Annotated in this window: 13 protein-coding genes; 8 read left to right on the forward strand and 5 right to left on the reverse strand. The window is 74.1% G+C overall.

Annotation, left to right across the window (positions count from 1 at the left end):
* Positions 1–69: 69 nt before the first annotated feature.
* Entirely contained in the window at positions 70–1,587 is a 1,518-nt protein-coding gene (locus tag ACWD12_RS15915; protein ID WP_450100011.1) for an APC family permease, read from the reverse strand.
* Between the two features lie 244 nt (positions 1,588–1,831).
* Here ACWD12_RS15915 and ACWD12_RS15920 point away from each other — a divergent pair, with 244 nt between their 5' ends.
* The 3 genes from ACWD12_RS15920 (at position 1,832) to ACWD12_RS15930 (ending at position 4,524) form a co-directional block, all read left to right on the forward strand.
* Positions 1,832–2,428, forward strand: a complete 597-nt coding sequence (locus ACWD12_RS15920; protein WP_450100012.1) for a TetR/AcrR family transcriptional regulator — start codon at positions 1,832–1,834, stop codon at positions 2,426–2,428.
* Between the two features lie 140 nt (positions 2,429–2,568).
* Entirely contained in the window at positions 2,569–3,663 is a 1,095-nt protein-coding gene (locus ACWD12_RS15925) for a phosphotransferase family protein (protein ID WP_450100013.1), read from the forward strand.
* Positions 3,664–3,732: 69 nt separating this feature from the next.
* The gene (locus ACWD12_RS15930) at positions 3,733–4,524 is read left to right on the forward strand and encodes an SDR family oxidoreductase (protein ID WP_450100014.1); all 792 of its coding nucleotides are present in this window, start codon (positions 3,733–3,735) and stop codon (positions 4,522–4,524) included.
* A 52-nt stretch (positions 4,525–4,576) separates the two neighbouring features.
* Here ACWD12_RS15930 and ACWD12_RS15935 read toward each other — a convergent pair whose 3' ends face one another.
* Complete coding sequence (locus tag ACWD12_RS15935; protein ID WP_450100015.1) at positions 4,577–5,668, reverse strand: AAA family ATPase; 1,092 nt, start codon at positions 5,666–5,668, stop codon at positions 4,577–4,579.
* Between the two features lie 323 nt (positions 5,669–5,991).
* Here ACWD12_RS15935 and ACWD12_RS15940 point away from each other — a divergent pair, with 323 nt between their 5' ends.
* Both ACWD12_RS15940 and ACWD12_RS15945 read left to right on the forward strand, forming a co-directional pair.
* Positions 5,992–8,871, forward strand: coding sequence for a helix-turn-helix transcriptional regulator (locus tag ACWD12_RS15940; RefSeq protein WP_450100016.1), 2,880 nt, complete (start codon positions 5,992–5,994; stop codon positions 8,869–8,871).
* Positions 8,872–9,047: 176 nt separating this feature from the next.
* Positions 9,048–9,932 carry a helix-turn-helix domain-containing protein gene (locus tag ACWD12_RS15945; RefSeq protein ID WP_450100017.1) on the forward strand — a complete coding sequence of 295 codons (885 nt, stop codon included), beginning with the start codon at positions 9,048–9,050 and terminating at the stop codon, positions 9,930–9,932.
* A 136-nt stretch (positions 9,933–10,068) separates the two neighbouring features.
* Here ACWD12_RS15945 and ACWD12_RS15950 read toward each other — a convergent pair whose 3' ends face one another.
* Positions 10,069–10,689 (reverse strand): DUF6668 family protein, encoded by a 621-nt coding sequence (locus tag ACWD12_RS15950; RefSeq protein ID WP_450100018.1) that lies wholly within the window; start codon positions 10,687–10,689, stop codon positions 10,069–10,071.
* A 258-nt stretch (positions 10,690–10,947) separates the two neighbouring features.
* Between ACWD12_RS15950 and ACWD12_RS15955 the strand changes: the two genes are divergently transcribed.
* Genes ACWD12_RS15955 through ACWD12_RS15965 form a run of 3 tightly spaced genes read left to right on the forward strand, consistent with a single transcriptional unit; the run spans position 10,948 to position 17,097 of the window.
* Complete coding sequence (locus tag ACWD12_RS15955; protein WP_450100019.1) at positions 10,948–13,497, forward strand: fibronectin type III domain-containing protein; 2,550 nt, start codon at positions 10,948–10,950, stop codon at positions 13,495–13,497.
* Positions 13,494–14,768 (forward strand): DUF58 domain-containing protein, encoded by a 1,275-nt coding sequence (locus tag ACWD12_RS15960; protein WP_450100020.1) that lies wholly within the window; start codon positions 13,494–13,496, stop codon positions 14,766–14,768. Before ACWD12_RS15955 ends, ACWD12_RS15960 begins: the two co-directional genes overlap by 4 nt.
* Positions 14,769–14,805: 37 nt before the next feature.
* A complete protein-coding gene (locus tag ACWD12_RS15965) occupies positions 14,806–17,097 on the forward strand; it encodes a transglutaminaseTgpA domain-containing protein (protein WP_450100021.1) in 2,292 nt (763 codons plus the stop codon).
* An 8-nt stretch (positions 17,098–17,105) separates the two neighbouring features.
* Here the strand turns inward: ACWD12_RS15965 and ACWD12_RS15970 are convergent, their stop codons facing one another.
* On the reverse strand, positions 17,106–17,999 hold the full coding sequence (locus tag ACWD12_RS15970; RefSeq protein ID WP_450100022.1) for a helix-turn-helix domain-containing protein: 894 nt from the start codon (positions 17,997–17,999) through the stop codon (positions 17,106–17,108).
* Between the two features lie 172 nt (positions 18,000–18,171).
* Positions 18,172–19,269, reverse strand: coding sequence for a hypothetical protein (locus ACWD12_RS15975; RefSeq protein ID WP_450100023.1), 1,098 nt, complete (start codon positions 19,267–19,269; stop codon positions 18,172–18,174).
* Between the last annotated feature and the right edge of the window lie 184 nt (positions 19,270–19,453).

Raw genomic sequence — 19,453 nt, forward strand, 5'->3', positions numbered from 1 at the left:
AGCCAGGGGTGCGAAGGAGGTCGAGGGCGAGGTCGCGGCGGGTTCCCGGGGCAGGGGACCGGGGCCGGTCTACTCGTCGGTGACGGTGACTTCGGTGACGGTGCGGCGTCCGTCGCGGAAGAAGCCGGGGTAGCGGGTCCGGGCGAACAGCGCCGCGGCGGCGCCGAGCAGGATCGTGCCGATGCCGAGGATGAAGACGCCGCCCACGCCGCCGAGCGAGGTGTAGCCGTAGCCGGGGTCGAACATGTCGTACGCGCTGCGGGTGAAGGCGGCGAGCATCATCAGGCCGCCGGCCACCGGGAGGACGCCGCGCAGGAGCAGGTTGCGCGTCGAGTCGCGCAGCGTACGCCGGAAGTGCCACGCGCAGGCGAGGCCGGTCACGCCGTAGTAGAACGCGATGAGCAGCCCGATGCACAGGATCGCGTCGCCGAGGAAGTCCTCGGAGAGCAGCGTGAGCGCGGCGAGGGTGGCCGCCGCCGCGGCGCCGAAGAAGACGGTGCCGGTGGTCGGGGTGCGGAAGCGCGGGTGCACGCGGGCGAACGACCTCGGCAGCGCGCCGTGTGCCGACATCGACAGGGTGGCGCGCGAGCTGCCGACCACACAGGTCAGCAGTGCCGAGATGGCCGAGACGCAGACCGCGAGCTCCACGACCTTGGCGAAGGACTCCCCGACGACGGGCGACCCGAGGGTGGCCAGGACGTCTGAGGCGTTGTCCGCGCTGCCGAGCCCCAGGCCCTCGGTGCCGGTGCCCGCGAAGGAGATCGCCGCGAAGGCGGTGAACAGGTACGTCGCGAGCAGCACCAGCGTGGAGATGACCGCGGCCTGCCCCGGGATCCGGGACTTGTCGGTGGTCTCCTCGTTGACCGTGATCAGCGCGTCCCAGCCCCAGTAGATGTACAGGCACAGCAGCACGGCCTCGGAGAAGGCGCCGGTGCCGTCGAAGCCGAACGGGTTGAGCCACGACAGCGACGGCGCCGCCGCGCCGTCGCGCGCGAAGGCGGCGACGCCGAAGCCGGCCAGGGCGATGAGCTGGAGTCCCAGCAGCAGGTACTGCACCACCGCGGCGAGCTGGATGCCCCGGTAGGCGACGGCCGTCACCAGCGCCAGCACGACCGCCGCCGTCACGGTGACCGCGAGGCTGTCGTCGGCGAGCGAGTGCAGGCCCAGGAAGTCGAGCAGGTACGTCGAGCCGACCTGGGACAACGCCGTCATCGCGATCACCGTCGCGCACTGCACGACCCAGCCGCCCGCGAGCCACCCGGCGAACGGCCCGAACGTCCGGGTGTTCCAGACGAAGGTCGTGCCGCAGTCCGGCATCTCCCGGTTCAGCTCGCGGAACGCGAACGCGGTGAGCAGGATCGGGACGAACCCCAGCAGCAGCGCGGCCGGCGCGAAGTCGCCCGCGACGAGCGTCACGAAGCCGAGCGTGACGGCGATGCTGTACGCCGGGGCGACCGACGACAGCCCGAGCGCGACGGAGGCGGCGAGCCCGACCGACCCGGTACGCAGCCCCTTGTCGGACGGGGCCGGGCCGGTGCCGGGGGACGGGTGCGGCGGCGGATCGTCGCGTACCGGGTCGGTGATCACAGCGCCTCCTGAGGAATTCTTTAAATGAGAGTTTCTTTAAACGAGCATTTAAGGAACCTGTCAGGATCCCGTCAAGAGGGGGCTATGTATCGTTGTGGTCAACTTCAGGGAATGGGCGGGGCCCCTCGCGGCGGACCCCGGCACGGCCCGGGCGGACCCGCGTGGACCCAAGCGTGCCCAAACGGACACAAATGGACTCAAGCGGACTCGGGCGGACTCAGGCGGACAAGGAGGTCGGGGCGCGGTGGCACGGCGCAAGGACCAGGACGGGCGGCGCGCGCAGCTCGGCGAGGCCGCCCAGCGGGCGCTGGTGAGCCGCGGGCTGGAGGGCCTGCGGCTGCGGGACGTCGCGGAGGAGGCCGGGGTCACCCCGGCGGCGGTCCTGTACTACTACGAAGACCTCGACGCGCTGATGTACGAGACCTTCCAGCAGGCCATGGAGCGCTTCTGTGGCGCCCGCGAGGCGGCCGTCGAGGGCGTCGAGGACGCCGCCGAGCGCCTGCGCATCTGCATCGAGTCCGGCGTCGCGTCCGGGCCCGACGACCGCCTCGTGCGGATGCTCTTCGAGTTCTGGCCGCGCAGCCTCCGCGACCCCAAGGCGGCGGCCCTCGACAGTGCGCTGATGGAGCGTCAGGCGGCGGTCTACTACGGCGTGCTGATCCTCGGTCAGGCGCAGGGCACGTTCACGCTCACCGATCCGCCGAGGATGCTCGCGGCGAGTTTCGTGGCGCTGGAGGACGGCTACCAGATGGAGATCCTCGCGGGGCGCCGTACCCGTGCCGAAGTCATCGGTGCGGTGCGGTCGTTCGCGTCGGCGGTGACGGGTCACCGGCTGGGCTGACACGGGCCGGCGCCGGGCCTTTTCCGGGGGGCGGGGCGGGCACAACATGCTTGACTTCATCCACTAACGGGATCACGATGTGCCCTGCATCGGCCCTGCCAGGGCCGCTTGCCCACCCGGCGCATCCCCTGGAGTCAATCTTGACGGTGTCCGACGACTCGGTCCTTGCCGATGCCCTGGCCGACTGGTTCACCGCCGTGCGGCCGAACGCCGGCGACGTCGTGGTCTCCGACGTACGACGGCCCAGCGGGAGCGGGTTCTCCGCCGACACGGTCTTCTGCACCGCGACCTGGACCGAGGCCGGCGCGCGCACCGCGCACCCCCTCGTGCTGCGCCGGGAGAGCACCGGCCCGGCGATGTACCCGCAGCAAGTCCCCGGGTTCGACGTCGAGATCGACTTCCAGTACCGGGTGATGTCGGCCCTGCACGGCAGCGGCGCCGACATCCCCCTCGCCGGACTGCTGGGCTACAACCCCGACCCGAGGCCGCTCGGCGCGCCGTTCTTCCTCATGGAGTTCGTCGCCGGACAGGTCCCCGTCGAGAACCCGCCGTACCCGGTCGAGGGCTTCTTCCGGGACGCCGCCCCCGGGCAGCGCACCGCGATGATCGACGACGGGCTGCGCGTGCTCGCCGCACTCCACACCCTCGACTGGCGCGCGGCCGGACTCGAATGGCTGGTGCCCGAAGCCGAGACACCTTCCCCGGTGACGCAGTTCCGGATCTGGGAGGACTGCGCGGACAAGGAACTGCGCGGCCGCGAGCATCCGGTGCTCGACCAGGCCCGTGCCTGGCTGCGCGAACGGCTCCCGGCCGCGTCCGCCGCCTGCGCGCCGGACGCCTTCTCGTGGGGCGACGCCCGCCCCGGCAACATGATCTGGCGCGACTTCCGGTGCGTCTGCGTCACCGACTTCGAGGCCGCCGCCATCGCCGCGCCCGAGCTGGACCTCGGCTGGTGGCTCATGTTCGACCGTGCGTCGCACGAGGCGATCGGCGTCCCCCGGCTGCCCGGCGAGCCCACCCGCGAGGAGCAACGCGCCGCCTACGCCGCCCACTCCGGCCGCGTCGTCGCCGAGACCCACGTCTGGGAGGTGCTGGCCGCAATGCGCTACACGGTCATCGTCATACGCGCGATGAACCGCGCCGAGGACCGCGGCCTCATGCCGCCCGGACGCACCATCTGGCGGGACAACCCGGCGTCCGCCTGCCTGGCCCAACTGCTCGACGCGCAGGAGTAGTCGGGCAACCCGGCCGCCGCGCCCGAACCCGGGCGGGCGGCCGGAAAGAGCACACGGAGGAAGAACGTCATGGAGCATTTCGAGGCAGCCGACCGCGCGACGGACGGCAAGGCACCGCTGCACGACCGCCGGGTCCTGGTCGTCGGCGCGTCGTCCGGCATCGGACGGGCCCTCGCCCGGCACGCCGCCCAGGCCGGCGCCCGGGTCGTCCTGGCCGCCCGCCGCGCCGAGTTGCTGGCCGAGGCCGCCGACGAGGCCGGCCCCGACGCGATACCGGTCACCTGCGACGTCCTCGACCAGATGTCGATCGACGCACTCGCCGCCCGCATCGGCGACGAACTCGGCGGACTCGACGCCCTGGTCTACGCGACCGGCGTCGATCCGCTGGTACGGATGGCCGACGCCGACGCGGACCTGTGGGGACGCGTCCTCGCCACGAACGTCGTCGGCGCCTCGCTCGTCTGCCGGGCCGTGCTGCCCCACCTGGAGGAGTCGCGGGGTCGCGCGGTGTTCCTCTCGGCGTCCGCGGTCGGGCGTCCGCTGCCGGGCATGGGGCCGTACGACGCCAGCAAGGCCGCGCTGGAGGAGACGGTGCGCGCGTGGCGGGCCGAGCACGCCGGTGTGTGCTTCGCCTCCGCCGGGGTCGGGCCCGTGCTGGGCACCGGCGTACACGCCGAATGGGACCGGGACTTGCTGGGCGAGCTGGCCGGCGTCTGGGAGAACCGCGGCTACCTCTACGACAACGGGCCCGGTTGGATGAGCGTGGACGATGCCGCCGCCGGCATTCTGAACGCCCTGACGGCGCCCGTCTGCATGCACGACTTCGACGTCCTGCCCCTGCCCGGAGCCGCCGCCGGGTGACCGCGGCGGCCCTCGGCCGTCAGCGCGGCCGGGCGGCAGCCGCGGCCCGGCGTCAGCGCTTGGCGGCGGTACGACGCGATCCGTCGCCCTCCGACGCGTCGTGGAGCGGCCGCGGGGCGGGCACCGTCGCCAGGGCTTCGGCCACGACGTCCGCCGCGCCGGCGCCGGCGAGTTCGGCGTCCGGGGTGAGCAGGAGCCGGTGGGTCAGGACCGGGCCGGCCAGGGCCTTGACGTCGTCGGGCACCGCGTACGCCCGCCCCGCGGCGGCCGCCCGCACGCGCGCCGCCCGGACCAGCGCGACGCTGCCCCGGGGCCCCGCCCCGAGCCGGACGTGCGGGGACACCCGGGTGGCGGCGGCGAGGCGTACCGCGTAGTCGCCCACCGGCCGGGCGACCGCGACCGTCGAACGGACGAAGTCGGTGAACTCGGCGACGTGGTGCGCGGTGGCGATCACCGGCAGGCGGTCGACCGCCGCCGACCCGGAGTCCCCGCACGCCACGTCCACTTCCGACACATGGTCCGGATACCCGAGCGAAAGGCGCATCAGGAAGCGGTCGAGCTGCGCCTCGGGGAGCGGATAGGTGCCGGCCATGTCGACCGGGTTCTGCGTCGCCACCACGATGAACGGCCGCGGTACGGCGTGCGCCGTCCCGTCGACCGTGACCCGGCCCTCCTCCATCACCTCCAGCAGCGCGGACTGCGTCTTCGGCGACGCGCGGTTGATCTCGTCGGCGATGACGATGTTGGTCAGGACCGGTCCGGGCATGAACACGAAGTCGCCGGACTGCGGCCGGAACACCGAGACCCCGGTGATGTCCGAGGGCAGCAGGTCGGGCGTGAACTGGATGCGGCGGCAGTCCGCTCCGAGCGACGCGGCCAGCGCCCGGGCCAGCGTCGTCTTCCCGGTTCCCGGCACGTCCTCCAGCAGCAGGTGCCCTTCGGCGAACAACGCGGTGAGGGCCAGGTCGACGACCTCGCGCTTGCCCTTCACGACACGCTCGATGTTGTCGCCCAGGGCCTGGAAGCACTCGCGGAACAACGGGAGCGCCGAGGCGCCGGGGGATCCGTCGGGAAAGGGCTCGGACGCGGGGCCGGCCGGCGGGACCGGGGCCGGAACGGGAGCGGACGACGACGAGAGGCTCACCCTGTGATCGTCGCTCCGCTCGCCGGCGAAGTCGCGGAAAAACACGGCGCTTTGCCACCGCCTCCGAGCCTTCGGGACACGTCCCCATACAGAGCTCCAAGTAACCGCGCCAGGTTGCCGAAGTGCCCCTGAACTGCGGGAAGTCCCTCGACATCCGCGATGTCCCGAACCGCCCGGCGGGTGCCGTCGTCCTCCAAGGCCGACCGGTGTCGCACATCGCGCCGGGCCCCGAGCCGGGCCGGCAGGTGTGCGGTTCGAGCATGGGTACAGGGCTGCGCCGGACTGCCGGCCGCCGTCGTGCCCTTGGGTGGTGGGACGAACCTATGGCGGACAACACGACGGTGCTCGGCGTCACCGGGCTTCCGGAGCCGACCACCGCGTTCATCGGACGCGAGGCCGAGCTCTCCGCGCTCGGCGCGGCCCTGCGCGGGCCGCGCCGCCTGGTGACGCTGGTGGGCCCCGGTGGCATCGGGAAGACGCGCCTCGCGGTACGCGCGGCCGCCCGCTGGCAGACGCCGGAGGTGCCCTGGACCCGTCCGGTGCCCACCCCGCGCGCCGCCGCCGCTCCGGCCGCGCCGGTGTTCGGCCCGGTCTTCGCGCCCCTCGCCAACGTCACCGAGCCGCACCTCGTCCCCGCCGCCGTGCTCGACGCCGCGGCGATCGGCGCGCACGGCGGGCGTCCGCCGATCAACGCCGTCATCGACCATGTCGGGGACCAGCCGGGCCTGTTGATCCTCGACAACTGCGAGCACCTGACCGAGGCGGCCGGGCACGTCGTCGAATCGCTGCTGGAGGGCTGCCCCGAGCTGCGGGTGCTGGCCACCAGCCGGGAACCGCTGGGCCTGCCGGGGGAGGCGGTGTGGCAGGTTCCGCCGCTGCCGACGCGGCTGGACGAACCGACCGGGAGTGCACCGGACGACGTACCCCCGTCCGACGCCGCGCGCCTGTTCCTGGACCGGGCCGGCGACGCCGGCGGCCCGGACGCCTGCGCCGACGCCGCCCGCGCGGCCGTCGAACACATCGTCCACGAACTCGACGGCATCCCGTTGGCGATCGAACTCGCCGCCGCCCGCGGCCGCGTCACGTCGCCGTGCCGCATCGCCGCCGACCTGGAGCGCAGCGTGCCCGCACCCGTCTCCGGCGTGGGCGCCCCGGTCCCCGGGGCCGTGGGCACGCCGCTGCCGGTCGGCGGTGACGCCCGGCACAGCACCATGCGGCGTTCGCTGGACTGGAGCCACGCGCTGCTGACCCCCGAGGAGGCCGCGCTGTTCCGGCGGCTGTCGGTGTTCGAGGGCGGCTGGACGCTGGCCGCGGCCGAGTACGTGTGCGTGGACGGGAGGATGCCGCCCGAGGCCCTGCGCGAACACCTCATGGCGCTCATCGACAAGTCGCTGGTCGACGTCGCCCAACACGCCCGCGAGACGCGGTACCGCATGCTGACCCCCATCCGCCAGTACGCCGCCGAGCACCACGCGGCACACCAGCAGGTGTACGGCCCGGACGGGGCGGCCGCCCGGCACCGCGCATGGTTCCTCGCGGTCGCCGAACGCGCCGACGACGAGATGTGGGCCTTCGACCCGGACGGGCGGGCGCGCCTGGACCAGGAGGCCCCGAACCTGCGGGCCGCGCTGGAGCACGCCGCGCACGCGGGCCACCAGGACGCGCTGCGGATCGGGGCCGCACTCGGCTCGTACTGGCGCGTCAAGGGGCGGTACGCGGAAGGCGTCCGGGTCCTCGGCCGGGTGCTGGACACCACCCCGGACGCCGACCACTGGGCCCGCGCCCGGGTCCTCGCCATGCGCGCGATGCTGGTCTTCTGGATCGGCGACCTGGACAGCTCCATGGACGACGCGACGTCGGCGATCGCCATGGCCGAGCGCGTCGGCGACGAACGGGCGCACGCCCACGCACTCAACCGGGTCGGCACGGCGACCATGATGATGCGGCCCTCCGCCGGGCAGCCGCTGCTCGAACGCGCGGTCGCCGTCGCCCGGGACGCGGGTGACGTGGTCGCGCTGGCCGACGCGTACAGCTCACTGTCGACCAGCTACGTGTGGCAGGACGACTACCCGCGCATGGCCGAGATCGCCGACCGCGGCGAACCGGCCTTCCGCCGAAGCGGCTTCGACGCGGGGCGCTTCTGGGCCATCTGGGGACGCTCCCATCAGGCCAGGCTGGCCGGCGACCTGCCCGCCGCCCGTGAACTCGCCGACCAGGCGGCGGCCTTGGCGGCAGGCTCCGACCTCCTGCTCGGCAACGCCGCGGTCGAGGCCCGCGCTCTGGTCGAGGTCATGGCCGGGGACCCGCACGAGGCCAGGCGCGCGGTGCTCGCCGAACTCGCGCGCTCCCAGGGCAACGTCGTGCGGTGGGGCAACGGCGTCCTGCAACTCGCCCTCGCCGCCGCCGAACTGGCACTGGGCAACCCGGCCACCACACACGACATCGCCGCCGCCGTGTTCCGGCGTGAGCGGGACGGGGCGGGGTACCTCGCCTGGCACGCGCAGGAACTGCGCATGCTGGCCGCCCTGGCGGAGGGAGACGCCGCGGCCGCGGTCGAGCAGGCCGGCCACCTGTCGTGCGTCGCCGAACGCCTCGGCAACCGCCGCGCGCAGGCCGTCGCCGACCGCGGACTTGCCCGCGCCGCACTGCTGCGCGGTGACCTGGCCGACGCCGAGTCGTACGCCCACGCGGCCCTTGCCGCGGGGGTGGACAACGACTGGTGGGTGGACACCGTCGACGTCCTCGAAACGCTCGCCGTCCTCGCGGCCCGCCGCGGCCGCCACGACCGCGCGGTACGGCTCTTCTCCGGCGTGCGCGCCGCCCGCGTGGAACGGTCCCTGGTCCGCTTCCCTGAGGAAAAGACTTGGTGGGACGTCGAGTTCGCGGAATCGTGGGCAGGTGTCCCGGATCCGCGGATGCATGCCGTCGAGCCGGGGTCGGTCACCCTCCGGCAACTCGCCGAGTTCGCCGCCCGCGGCCGGGGCAGCCGAGGCAGACCCGTGATCGGGCCGGAAAGCCTCACCCCCATGCAGCTCAACGTCGCCCGGCTGGCCGCGCGCGGCTTCTCGAACGCGGACATCGCAACCGAACTGTTCATCGCGCGCGGCACGGTCAAGAGCCACCTTGCACACGTCTTCGCCAAGCTCGGGGTCGGCAACCGTACTGAACTCGCCGCCCTCGGTCTGTCCGAGCACCGGCCGTAGGAACGCGGCCGAGCACCGGCCGTAGGAATACGCCACCTGGGTCAGGTTTCCGCGGCGCGTCCGGCGCAGAGTGGACAACGCACCCCCCATCGACCGACAGGACGCACCGCCCCCCTGGTGCCGGTCCGTCCGGTCGACCGACTCTCCAGCAATTGTCCAGCAATTGGGAGACTCCCATGCGCCGCTCATTCCCGTCCGATACGCAATGGTGGACGGACCCCGCCCTCGGAGTCATCGGGGCGTCGGGCGTCGACGTCACCGCCGAGTCTCTTCGCCCCAGTCCGCAATTCGCCCACGTCGTGGACAGATTCTGGGTGACCCGTTGGGCCGTGCGCCCAGGTGCGCTGAACGCCACCGTGGTGTCCCTGCGCTTCCCGGAGCCCAACGTCGTCCTGCACGGCAACCGCCTGATCTTCCACGGCATCCTGCGCAACCGCCACACGACGCCGGTCGCGGGGAGCGGCGCCTTCTACGGTGCCGCGCTGCGGCCGGGCGCCGCCGTCGGGCTCATCGGCGGCGACGCCGCCGAGCACACCGACAGCGTCCGCCTGCTCGCCCAGACCGATTGGGGCCTGCGCGCGCACCGACTCGACACCGACCTGCGGGCGGCCGTACGCGACGGCCTGCCGGCCTTCAAGGCCGCCTTCGAGCGGAACCTGCGCGGCCACCGGGTGTGCGCCGACAGCCGCGACCGCGACCGCATCGGCGCGATGATCGACCGCATCCGCAACGACGGCACGATCAACCGCGTCACCCACCTCACCGACGAGTTCCACCTGTCGATCCGCACGGTGCAGCGCCTGTTCCTGCACCAACTCGGCGTCAACCCCAAGTGGTTGCTGCGGCGCTCCCGCATTCACCACGCCGCCGCCCGGCTGGAGCGCAACGCGCCCGACAAGTGGAGCGAACTGGCCGCCGAGTTCGGATACTTCGACGACTCGCATTTCGCCCGCGACTTCGCCGACACCCTGGGGGTGACCCCCTACACGTTCGCCCGCGCCGCGGCGCCGCTACCGGAGTGCCCGCCGAGCGCGGAGCACGGTCCAAAACGCGCCGCTTGACGCGGATCGCCGACCACGGCGGATGAGCAACATTCGCCGCGCCACGGCCGGGAACCGCCCCACAGGCTGGGGGCGGGTCCCGGCCGTACTCGTGTGCGCGGTGCCCGCCCCGGGGGGTGCCCCGCCCGAGGCGCTGTCAGTCACCCGCCGACAACTCCACTCTCAGCGGGCCGAGTTCGTCCGCCAGAATGCGCAGCCCCTTCGGCATCGTCCCCGTCGGTGGACGGCCCAGGCGCAGGGCCTCGATCCACGGGACCACCCACAGCCGCGGCACGCCCCCGCCGACCAGGTGCAGAAGCGCCGCGAGCGACCGGGGAAGGCGCCCGGGCACATCCGCCACGGCCACCAGCCCCAGCACCGAGACGCCCGGCACCCGACCGGCCGCCCACTGCCGGGCGGCGTCCTGCGCGGCGTGCAGACCGTCGGAATTTGTGCGGGCGACCAGGACGACCCTGCTCGTACGCCGGGCGGGCGGCAACGGCCAGGCGCGCTCGGCGTCCCGCCCGCCCGGCACCGCCGCGGCGAGCGTCGACACACCCGCGCCGCCATGGCAACCCACCCACCACCAGGGCGGGTTGGGGGCGTCGGCCGGCACCGACCGGAAGGCGGGGCCGTCCGACGCCGGTTCGGCGGCAAGCCCCGCCTGCGGCCGCACCGGCGCGAAGCGCGTCCCGGCGCCGCTGTCCGCGGGCGGGACCGGTTCGCCGACCGGGTCCGGGCGCGGCAGCCACGGGTTCGGCAGCCTGCCGGAGTTCATCGCGTTCCTTCCTGGCCGCGGCGTTGTGCGCGCATTCGCGGCAACGGCATTGACGCGCATTCAGGTTAGGCCCGTGAACCCGCTCGCAGAACGCCGCACGTTCACTTCCCCGGAATATGACGCGTATTTCCATCGGCCGCCCAAAGTCGGTGCCTGCGGGCGCATTCGACGCGTTTTTGCATGCCTTGCCATGGGTCCGGTGCGCACAGTAAGACGCGGCGAACGTCCCCGCGGGCGCCGGAGATCCGGAGTACACCGATGATTCCCCAGTCCGTGCAGTCCCCCGCCGGCCGCTTCATGCCCCGTCTGCCGCGCCGATGGGCGGGCTGGGGTGCGCTCGTCGTCGTCCTCGCGCTGGTGGCGACGTCCGTGGTGCTGGGGAGCGGTGCGGCCGGGGCGAAGGTCTCGCTGGCCGACCTCGGCAACTGGCTGTCCAGTTCGCGGGCGAACACCGTGGTCCACGTGAACGGGACCACCGGACAGGTCGACGGGCGCGTCGAACTGCCCGGGGCGGGCGAGGGGCCCATCGAGGTCGGGACGGACGGCTCCGTCGTCCTCGTCCTGGACCAGGCGACGGGCACCGTCAGCCGCATCGATCCGGCGCAGCTCGCGGTGCCGCAGACCCGCTCGTACGGAACGGACGGCCTGGCCCTGGCGGTCGGCGGCGGCCGGGCGTGGCTGGTGGACCCGCGCGCCGGAACGGTCCAGCCGATCGACCCGGTGTCGCTCGCGCCCTTGTCGGGCGCCATCGACCTGGGGTCGCGCCCGCTCGGTCCGTCCGGTGCGGACGCGTCGGGCAATCTCTGGGTGACGCTTCCCGCGACCGGCCAACTCGTCCGGATCCAGGGGACCGTGCCGACCGCGCCGCTGCCGATCGCCGAGCCCGGGCACACCTTGCGGCTCACCATCTCCGACAACCGGCCCGTCGTGACGGACGCAACTGCGGGTGTGGTCAAGGTGATGGGTCCGCAGGGGCCGGTGCGCACCATCAACCTGCCCGACGCGGTGGCCAAGGCCGCCCCCGAATCGGTGCGGATCCCGGAGCGCACCGAAGGACCCCTGCTGCCCATCCTGGCGACCTCGTCGGGGCAGTTGGTGCTGCTGAACATCGACGACGGCGCGGTCCAGGCGGCCCCGCTGACGACTGCCGGGCAGAGCGACTACGGGGCGCCCGAGGTCCTGGGCAACCGCGTGTACGTACCGGATCGCGCGGCCGGTCAACTCATCGTCTACGACACGGCCGCGGCCGCCTTCGCTCCCGCCGTGCGCGTCACCGGAAGCGCCGGCCCGCTGGAGATCGACGTACGCGACGGCCTGCTGTGGGCCAACGACCAGACGCAGGCCTCCGCAGTGGTCGTGGACGCGCGGGGCACCGTGCATCCCGTCGACAAGTACAAGCCGGGTGCGCCCTCCGACGCAGAGAAGACCCCGTCGCCGACCACGAACCCGACCGCGCCCCGCCCTTCGTCCACGACCTCGGACCGCCCCGAACCCGGTTCGTCGGACGCCGCCTCCGGCTCGCCCGGCCCCACCTCGGCGAGCACGCCGCCGACACCCGGCGGGTCGAACCGGCCCGGACCGCCCGGCGACCCCGAACCGCCTTCGCCGCGTCCGACTCCGCCCGCCCCCGCGGTGACCGTCACCAAATGGGTCACCGAGACCCCGGTCGTCCCGCCGCCCACGAACGCCCCCGCGCCGCCGGTCCAGCCGCCCCCCGTGCAGCCGCCGCCGGTCCGGCCCCCGGCACCGCCGCCCGCCCCGACGACGCGGCCCGTGGTCCCCCCGACGACCCGCGCACCGGCCCCGCCGACGCGGACCGCGCCGCCGACGCGCACCTCCGCGCCGCCCGCGCCGGGCACCACGCGGCCGCCCGCGACGACGCCCCCGGCCTCGACGCCCGCGCCCTCGACACCTGCGACGTCCAACCCGCCGTCCACGCCTCCGGCACCCCGGCCGCAGGCGCCCGGTACGCCCAAGGCGGAGTCCGGGCCCGGCCGCATCACGCTCGTGTTCGCCGCTTCCCCCGGCGCCCGTCCCGACCGCTATTCGGTCGCCGACCTCCCGGCGGGCGCCAAGGCGACCCCCGCATCCGTCGGGCCGTCCGGTCCCTTCCAGTTCGTCATCACCGGACTCGGCTGCGCACGCGAGTACGGCTTCAAGGTCGTCGCCGAATTCGGCGCCACCAAGCTCGCGTCGGCCGCCTCGACGCCGGTCCGGCCGTGCGTCCTGGTCTCCGCGCCCACCTCGGTCAAGGCCGAAGTGCCCCGCAACGGCCACGGGTTCACGGTCAGCTGGAAGGCGCCGGCCAACGCGGGCGGATCCAAGGTCACCTACAAGGTCGCGTGGTCGGCGGCATCCGGCGGCACGCCGGGCGGCACCACCGCGACCGGAACGTCCGCCACGGCCAACGGACTTGCGAACGGCACGTCGTACAACATCACGGTGACCGCATCGAACGAGGTCGGCACCGGCCCGGCCGCGACCGCGGTCGCCGACCTGCGGCCCCCGAGCCGCGTCTACAACGTCGGACCCAACGCCAACGACGGGGTCACCGTCGGCATCCGCAGCGGCCCCGGAGTCGCGGGCACCCGGTCCGTCGCCCAGATCCCCTCCGGCTACACGGGCCCCATCACCGTGCACTGCCAGACCACCGGGGAATCCGTCCCGCGCGACGGCACCAACGTGCGCAGCAGCGTCTGGGACAAGGTGACCTGGAACGGCTACCAGGGCTGGACCACAGACCTCTACATCCGCACGCCGAACTCCGACCAGGGCACGTTCTCGCCCGAACTGTGGCAGTGCGAATGACCCGCACCGCCGCGCCGCGCCCGACACCCGCGGGCTGGTCCGTCCTCGCCGTCTCGGTACTGCTGTTCGGCGGCGGCTGGGCGGCCGGTCACCCGGAACCGGCGGCGCTCGGGCTGACCGGCCTCGTGCTCGTCGGCGTCGCGCTCGCGGACGCGTCGTCCGCTCCCCGGCTCACCGCCGAGCGCAGGCTCAACCCCGCCCGGGTCGCCCGTGGCGACCCCGCCGGGGGTGTGGTCGGTGTGACCAACGAGGGCCGCCGCCCCTGCCGCGGCCTGATCGTCGAGGACCACTGCGACGGCGCCGCCGTCTCGGTACGCCTCCCCGTGCTGGCCCCGGGCGCGACCGTGACCGCACGGTACGTCCTGCCCACCGCCCGCCGCGGCCGCATCCCCGTCGGCCCGCTGCACCTGGTCCGCCGCGACCTGTTCGGCCTGGCCCACCGCACCATCCCCATCGGCGCGGCGGCGACGCTCCTCGTGCAGCCCCGCGTCACCCGTACCCAACTACCACCCTCCGGGCGCGAACACCACCTCGAAGGGCCGACGTCCGATACGGCGGACACCGGCACGACGACGTTCCACGCGCTGCGCGACTACACGCAGGGCGACGATCTGCGCCGTGTGCACTGGCGGGCGACCGCCCGCACCGGTCGGCTTATGGTGCGTCAAATGGCCGACGTGAGCCTGCCGGTCACCACCCTGCTGCTCGACTGCCGGGCCGCTTCCTACCAAGGGCGCAGTCCTGACGCCGACTTCGAACTGGCCGTCGACGTCGCGGCGTCGCTGGGCAGCGCCGCCGCCGTGCACAACTTCCCGCTGCGGCTGCGTACCGGAACAGGCGGCGCGGGATTGGGCGGTGCGTCGGGCCGGGGCGTCGACGCCGCCGCACTGCTGGCGTTCCTGACCGACGTACGACTATCCGACGGATCCGACGCGGGCGCGGCCGACCCGATCGGCGAGCTGCGCCGCGAATCCGCGCAAGGGGTGCTGGCCTTGGTGACCGGCCACGCGGACCCCACCGCCGGAAGGCGCCTGGCGGCAGCGGCGCGCGACTACGAACACGTCGTGGTCGTCCGGGTCGGCGCCCGCCAGGGCAGCGCCGACGGGCCTCCGACACCGACCGGCGCCACGGCGAAGGCGTCCGACCCCGCGTCAGGTGCCGTCCGTGCAGCCGCCTTTGACGCCGCCCGCGGGGCCGCCCGTGAACCGGTACGCCACATCACCGTCGAGACGCCGGCCGACGTGGCGGGCATATGGCGGCCCCCGCGCTGACACGCCGGGAAGCTGACACGCCAGGAAAGGGGCTGACATGTCGGCCGATACCCATGCCCGTGGAGGCGTGGCCGCGCTGATTCCGATCGGAATGCTCGCGTTCGCCGTCGGCCTTGCGTTCCACCGCGTCTACGGGCTGTCCGAAGTCCTCGTGCCCGCCCTGGTGGCGTCGACCGTCCCCGTACTCCTCGCGGCGGCGCTGCACCGCGGGGTGCGGGCACCCGCGCCGGTCGCGGCGGCCGTGAGCGTCCTCATCGCGGTGGCCGCCGGATGCGCGGGATATGCCCGCGACCACCTCGCCGGCGGGATCTGGCCCACCCCGGGGGCGGCGGCCGAGTTGTTCCACCGCCTCGCCGACGCGCCGTCCGAGGCCCTGACCACCGTCACCCCGGTGCCGGCGGGAAGCGGCGGGACGGTCCTGGCCCCCGCGGCGGTCTGGGCCGCCGCCGCGGTGGGTGCCGAACTCGCCCTGCGTACCGGCTATTCCGCGCTTCCCGTACTGCCCGCGACGCTGCTGTTCGTCGGCGCGATCCTGCTGGCGACCGGAGCCCCGGGCGCGTCCCTGCCGCTGGTCGCGGCGTTCGGCGCGGTCGCCGTCGTCGTACCGGCGTTGCGCGGGCCGGTACGGCGTCGCGGCCAGACCGTCGCGGCCGCCCTGCTCGCGGTGCTCCTCGCGGTCCCCGCCACCGTCGTGGCGCCGCTGCTGCCCGGCGCGGGCCGCCACGCGTTCGACCCCCGCACGCACGTCGACACCCCGAAGCCGCTGACCGTGCGCGGCACGAACCCGCTCGCCTACATCTCCTCGTGGCTGCAGCAGCCCGAGACGCTGCTCTTCACCGTCACCGGACCGCCACCGACCCCCGGCGGCACCCTCTACCGGCTCGCCGCCATGCAGGACTTCGACGGCGTCTCGTGGCTGCCGAGCGACGCCTTCCAGCCCACCGGCGGTCGCATCCCCCCGGCAGCGCACGCGAGTTCGGCTGCCGCGAACCTTGGCCCGACCCTGCGCCAGGACGTCGTGGTCGGCGACCTGACCGGGGTCTTCCTCCCGGCCGCGGACCGACCGCTGCGCGTGGACGCGGCCGACGAAGCGGTCGCGGTGGACCCGGACACCGGCGTCCTGGCGGGCACGACACCCCTGCACCCCGGCATGCGCTATCAGGTGACCAGCCGACCGGTCGCGCACGATCCGCGGGCCGTGGAGTACGCCGCCGCAGGCGACTCGGCCGCCGCGCTGCGCCTCCCGGACCGGGACGCCTCCGGTGCCCCGATCCCCGTGGTCGACGAACTGCGCGGCTATGCACAGGAAGCCACCAAGGGCGCCGGATTCCCGTACCAGCAGGCCGTCTTGCTCGCCGCCTGGCTGCGCGCCCGTGCCGTGCTGGACCCGCAGGCCATCCCCGGGCACTCGTACCGGCACATGCAGTACTTCCTCGAGACCAGCAAGCAGGGCACGCCCGAGCAATTCGCCACCGCCTTCGTGTTGTTGGCCCGCACGCTCGCGCTGCCCAGCCGCGTCGTGGTCGGCTTCCGGGTGCCCGAGGCCGACACCCGGGAGGCCACACCCGTGCGCGGCGGCCATGTACTGATGTGGGCCGAGGTGCAGTTCGAGGGCGTCGGCTGGGTGCCCTTCTTCCCGACCCCCGGAGTCGGCACGACGACCTCGGCGGTGGCCCCGCCCACCGAGGAGGTGCCGACGCCCGCGCCCGTCCCGGCCGCGCCGCCCCCGGCCGCCGACCGGGCACCCGGCCGGGACGAGGTGGATCGGGCCATCGAGGACGAGCAGCACCCGCCCGCCGCGTCGGCTCCGCACGGCGGCGACGAAGGACTCGGCGAAGCATCGGTGTTGGCCGCCGCGGCGGCCGCCGCGCTGCTCGTCGGCGGCTATGTCGTGGTCGGTCTGTCCGGTCCGGCACTGGTACGTCGGCGGCGGGCCCGCGGCTCGCCGCGCTGGCGCGTCCGCGGAGCCTGGGACCAAGTACTGGACGACTTGGGCCGCGTCGGGCCGCCGGTGCCGCGCAGCGCGACGTCGACCGAGGTGGGCGGCTTCGCCGCCGAACGCCTCGGGGAGTCCGCCGGGTCCGCGGCACTGGCCCTCGCCGGCATCGTGGACGCGGTCTCCTTCGGCGGCCAGGACGCCTCCCCGCGCGTGGTCGACGACTGCGCCCGCCACGCCGAGACCGTGCGCTGCGGCCTGGGCCCGGCCATGGCCGGGAGCCGCCGGGCCCGGGCCGCCGACGTGCTGGGGCGGCTGCGCTTCGGCGCGCTGGCGCGGACGTACGCCGTGCACCGCGCCGCCGCGGCGGACCGCAAACGGGCGGGGTCCTGAGGCGGGCGTCACGGCACCGGACGCGGTGCCGACGGGCGCCCGCGCGGTTGAAGCCGCTGCACGGCGGTGTCGCCCGAGGTGCGGGCCCTCCGGCATTCGGCGGCGAAGGCGGCCGGGGTGACCCCCAGACTGCGGCTGAAGTCGTTGATGAAGTGCGGCTGGTCGAAGTAGCCGAACTGGGAGGCGACCCGCGTCCACGGATCCGGCGCGCGCACCAGCGCCGCGGCCGCGCCCAGGATGCGGCAGCGGCGCATCGCCGACTTCGGCCCGGTGCCGAGGTGCGTGTGGAACAAGCGTTGCAGCGACCGGATCGACAGGCCGTGCCGGTCCGCCGCCTCACGCACCTGCCGGTTCCGGCCGGGGGCGAGCACCGCCTCCAGGACGTCGCGGGCCCACACCGGCTCGCGTTCGCGGCCGCGGCATCGCGCCAGCCGTTCGGAGAGCACGGCGACCATGTCCGCGGGCCCGGCCGATGCGGCCAGGGCGTCGCGCAGGGCTGCGGCGTCTCCGGTGCCCGTCCAGTGCGCCAGCGGCACCACGCGGTCGACGAGCGCCGAGGCGTCCCGGTCGCCGAACAGGGCGGTGAGCGCGCCCGGCCGCAGTTCGACCGCCAGAACGCTGCCGGTTCCCCGGAGTTCGTGCGTGTGGCGCCGGGTCCACACGCCGGCGACGGCGACGCGGTCCCCGGAAACCACGAGGTGCGGGACCGGGTAGCCGAGGACGACGGCCTGCCGGCGTTCGGCCGGGGCGAAGTCCCAGGCGGCGTACGCCCACGGGCCGAGCCACGGATCGTCCGTCGGGGGCTGCCCCCGTTCCGAGCGCGGACCCGCGCCCTTGACGCCGATCACCGCCCGGTCGCTGGTCGCGGTCCAGTCACGGTCGTTCGGACGGGCGGAGGGCATCGCGGCGGTCCTTTGCACAGGGCGGGCCCGCACGGGCGGCGGAGGCCGTCCGCCCGGATGCGCGGGCCCCGCCGCGAGCCAGTTTTCGCGCGCCGGGGCCGATGCCGGGAGGCCGAGGCCGTTACCCAGGACTTGCCCGGGTGTGGCAGGCGTCCCGGCGACTCGGCACCCCCTACGCCTCGGCCGGCGTACCGATCGGCAACCCGTCGGGCGCGGCCACGGGCCCCTCGGCCGCCGGACGCCCCGCGGCCGCCACGTCCCAGCGGAGGGTGAGCGCACGGGGAGCGTGCAGGTCGGCCCGGCAGCAGGTGATCAGCACCGTGCCGTCCTCGCGGTGCGTCCAGGCCACACCCGAGGACGACGGCGCCTCCCGGCCGTCGGCCTGCTCCTCCAACACGTCGCAACCGCGCAGTATGGCGACCCCGAGTTGACGCACGGTCAACTGGAGCTGCTTGGTCGGCCGGACGATGTCCTGCCGCCAGTAATGGTCGTTCACGAACAACCCTCCGGTGCACAGGTATTGCAAGACCAACGACTCCCGGGGCGCGAGCGGCGGGGTGATCAGGCACGCGAACTTCAGGAAGGTCTCCGTCTCGTGGACCCGCCGGATGGTCACCGCGTGCGAGGGCGCGGTTCCGGCGGTGGGGGACCGTACCGGAACCAGCGAGATGCGCCCCGAGGTCTGCTCGAACCACACCTGCCGCGCGAACCTGGCCATGGGCCGTTCACCGAGGTTGAGCAGCACGTGCCGGTACAGGACGCGGGCGTGGCCGCCGACCGCGATGTCCAGGGCGACTTCGGTGCTGAGTTCGACGACCTTCTCGGCGTTCTCCGCGAAGCCGACGTCGAACGCGTCCGCCAGGGCCGTGTCGTGGCCCGACGAGGCGCCCTCGTGCTCCCCGCTCCCGGGCCACGGCGGACCGGTGGGCTCCCCGCCGATCCGGGGCACACGAGGTGCGGGCAGCGCCGGTACGTCACCCGATTCCCAGGGACGCGGCGCAAGGCCGAGCATGTGCCCGGGAATTCCGAGGCCGTCCGCGACCCGCTCGATCACCTGCTGCTGTTGCGCGTGCGACCGCCCGGAGATGTACTCGCCCACCCTGCTCGGTGTCAGCCCGCACAGCCGTGCGAGCCTGCTGTTGTAACAACCGGTGTGCCGCCTCGCGAGCCGGAAGACCGCCCCGATGTCCCGGGCCGCGCACGCCTCGATCATCTCGTCGCGGCCCAGCAGCCATTCCGGCATGCGGTACTCGGACTCGCGCCCCTGCATTCCCCACCCCAACCCGCCGGCCCGTCGGCCGCATCGCGAACACACCTGGTACGGCGTGGAATCCATGATGTGCGCCGGACACCCGGCGGACGTGTAAATACGCGCCGATATTCGCCTCGGGCAAACCGACCGGTAAACCCACGGAATGATGGCGCCTTTTTCCAGAAATCCCGGGGGAAGATTG

This window comes from Streptodolium elevatio (genome assembly GCF_053592165.1).

What these genes read in the sequence shown, in the direction of transcription:
- ACWD12_RS15930 (WP_450100014.1), top strand. Translation starts at nt 3,733, where the DNA reads ATGGAGCATTTCGAGGCAGCCGACCGCGCGACGGACGGCAAGGCACCG.
- ACWD12_RS15940 (WP_450100016.1), top strand. Translation starts at nt 5,992, where the DNA reads ATGGCGGACAACACGACGGTGCTCGGCGTCACCGGGCTTCCGGAGCCG.
- ACWD12_RS15945 (WP_450100017.1), top strand. Translation starts at nt 9,048, where the DNA reads ATGCGCCGCTCATTCCCGTCCGATACGCAATGGTGGACGGACCCCGCC.
- ACWD12_RS15950 (WP_450100018.1), bottom strand. Translation starts at nt 10,689, where the DNA reads ATGAACTCCGGCAGGCTGCCGAACCCGTGGCTGCCGCGCCCGGACCCG.
- ACWD12_RS15955 (WP_450100019.1), top strand. Translation starts at nt 10,948, where the DNA reads ATGATTCCCCAGTCCGTGCAGTCCCCCGCCGGCCGCTTCATGCCCCGT.
- ACWD12_RS15960 (WP_450100020.1), top strand. Translation starts at nt 13,494, where the DNA reads ATGACCCGCACCGCCGCGCCGCGCCCGACACCCGCGGGCTGGTCCGTC.
- ACWD12_RS15965 (WP_450100021.1), top strand. Translation starts at nt 14,806, where the DNA reads ATGTCGGCCGATACCCATGCCCGTGGAGGCGTGGCCGCGCTGATTCCG.
- ACWD12_RS15970 (WP_450100022.1), bottom strand. Translation starts at nt 17,999, where the DNA reads ATGCCCTCCGCCCGTCCGAACGACCGTGACTGGACCGCGACCAGCGAC.
- ACWD12_RS15975 (WP_450100023.1), bottom strand. Translation starts at nt 19,269, where the DNA reads ATGCAGGGGCGCGAGTCCGAGTACCGCATGCCGGAATGGCTGCTGGGC.